At 38.9% G+C, this 2,137-nt stretch carries 1 protein-coding gene; it reads left to right on the top strand.

Annotation, left to right across the window (positions count from 1 at the left end; translation table 11 throughout):
* Window positions 1-550 precede the first annotated feature (550 nt).
* Window positions 551-1,483: a Fic family protein gene (locus EO95_RS12150; protein WP_052733581.1), complete on the top strand. Its 933-nt coding sequence runs from the start codon at window positions 551-553 to the stop codon at window positions 1,481-1,483.
* Window positions 1,484-2,137: the final 654 nt, after the last annotated feature.

Genomic DNA, 2,137 nt, shown 5'->3' with positions numbered 1-2,137 from the left:
AATAAGATTGTATAGAACTCTTTGATTAAAAACAAAAATTGGTTTTTAATAACAGATGAGTATACGTCTCTTTATTTATCAACACACATACATAGCATCTATAATATATAAAGGTATCCATATAAATGAAAGTTCACTCTTTCAAATGAGGGAACAACTTCCAGACATGGTTTGCAGAGGAGATAACAGCCCATTTTCTGAGAGCTCCCGAAAATAGGCTTCGCCTGAAAAACCTGCCACTATAATTTGAAAACAGCTCTCTAAAGCCAAAAATATGATTGATGATCTAAAAAATAGCCTCGAGGGAACCGATATATGAAGTGCAAAACTGATAGGGCTGGAAAATACTCTTTTTAAAGCTGCAAAAGGTAATAGGTTTTCGATTTTTCCAAAGATCTGCAAAAGGATTCCGGGAAGATTCCAGCAGACTGCCGCCAGGAGAAATATATTTCAATTGGATTAACCGGGAAAAAAGATCCAACTATCGGATAACTCAAAAATCGGCCGATACCGATATATAACACGGGATATATATCGGAGATGTAAAATTATGGCCGATACCGATATACCCCTGATTCAAGAAGAACTTCTTGCACGAATAGATGAAAAAATGAAGCGGCTAAACTCCATGAGGCCAATTCCGGCAGATGCTTTAGGAAGGCTTCATGAATATATGAGGTTGGTGCATACCTATCACTCCAATGCAATAGAAGGGAATACACTAACACTCCAGGAAACAAAACTTATTCTGGAAGAAGGGCTGACAATTGGCGGAAAATCACTCCGAGGACATCTTGAGGTGAGCAATAACGCAAAAGCTTTTGACCGGGTGGAAGAGCTAGCACAGAAAAAACACGCTATAGACCATGTTACAATTCAGGAGATCCATGAAATTGTAACCAGAGGTATACTTGAGGATGCCGGAAGATACCGCACCAGAAATATGAGGATAACAGGTGCAGTAAAGACTCCGCCCGATTGGTCGAAGATAGTGGAACTGATGGATGAACTGATCGAAAATATTGCTGAAAGCAAGGAGCATCCCATTGAAACAGCTTCAGCCCTGCATCACAGATTTGTTGAGATTCATCCTTTCAATGACGGAAACGACAGAGTAGCCCGACTCCTCACAAACCTGTATTTGATTGCAAGGGATTATCCTCCTGTTGTGCTCAAAAAAGAGGATAGAGGAAAATACTACAAATCCCTTAAAGCTGCAGATGCAGGAAACCTCGGACCATTTACCAATTTCATTGCAAAAGCCGTGGATGAAAACCTGACCCTGTATCTCTCCATCTCAGGAGGAAACGACGAACTACTGCCTCTAAAAGAACTTGCCCTGGAAACCCCTTATTCTCAGGAATATCTCAGCCTGCGGGCTAGACAGGGACTCCTTGATGCAGTAAAAATAGGAAAAACATGGCATAGTCCAAAACGTGCGGTTGAGCAATATCTATCCGAGCATGGGAAAAAAGATGTTTGATGTGATTTGATTGGTCATCGGTTAAGGAATTTTCTGGCCTGTATGCTATCGATTTTAGAGCAAAAATTAGTTTCAAATTTCGAACACCGAAACTAAAATCGATACCCTGTTTCAACTCAGATCAATGTTTCAACTCAGATCAATATATGTTTTCGAGATATGTCGCAGAAATAGGGCAATTTACCATGATTCCTCTCTTAGCCGAAGACACATGGATGTTATTTTAAGAAAAAATCCTATTGATACCAGGACTTACGCACTTGAGAGATAAAATCAAGTACAACAGACGTTGAAGTTTAATTTATATATTATATAGTTGAAAGTTTAATGCTATTGAGTTCCAGTTCAACCGCGTAAGTCCTGGATACATAAAAAATAGCCCTGAAGAAAATCTATTGATAAAGCAAAACTAATCAGCCCTGCAAAGTGCTCCTTCTCAAGCTGCAAATATTCAAAGCTGCAAAAGATCAGAAGTTAAGAAAAAGTAATTCCGGTTTTATAAAGTACTAAAAAAGTGGAAAAGAAATAAGTGTTGATGTAACTCAGTTAAGTGTTAATGTAAACTCAGTTACACAAATAACACTTAGTATCTGTTTTCTCTGGGTGTCCTGTGGTTAGGAAGACAATCCCTGCAGTAAACAGGTCTTTCCGGGT

Source organism: Methanosarcina sp. 1.H.T.1A.1 (assembly GCF_000979295.1).
GTDB lineage: Archaea > Halobacteriota > Methanosarcinia > Methanosarcinales > Methanosarcinaceae > Methanosarcina.
The sequence above is the reverse complement of the archived record's forward strand: the minus strand, read 5'-3'. Positions and strand labels throughout refer to the sequence as shown.

Bases quoted from the DNA above. Each gene is read 5' to 3' on its own strand.
- EO95_RS12150 (WP_052733581.1), top strand. From the start codon at position 551: ATGGCCGATACCGATATACCCCTGATTCAAGAAGAACTTCTTGCACGA.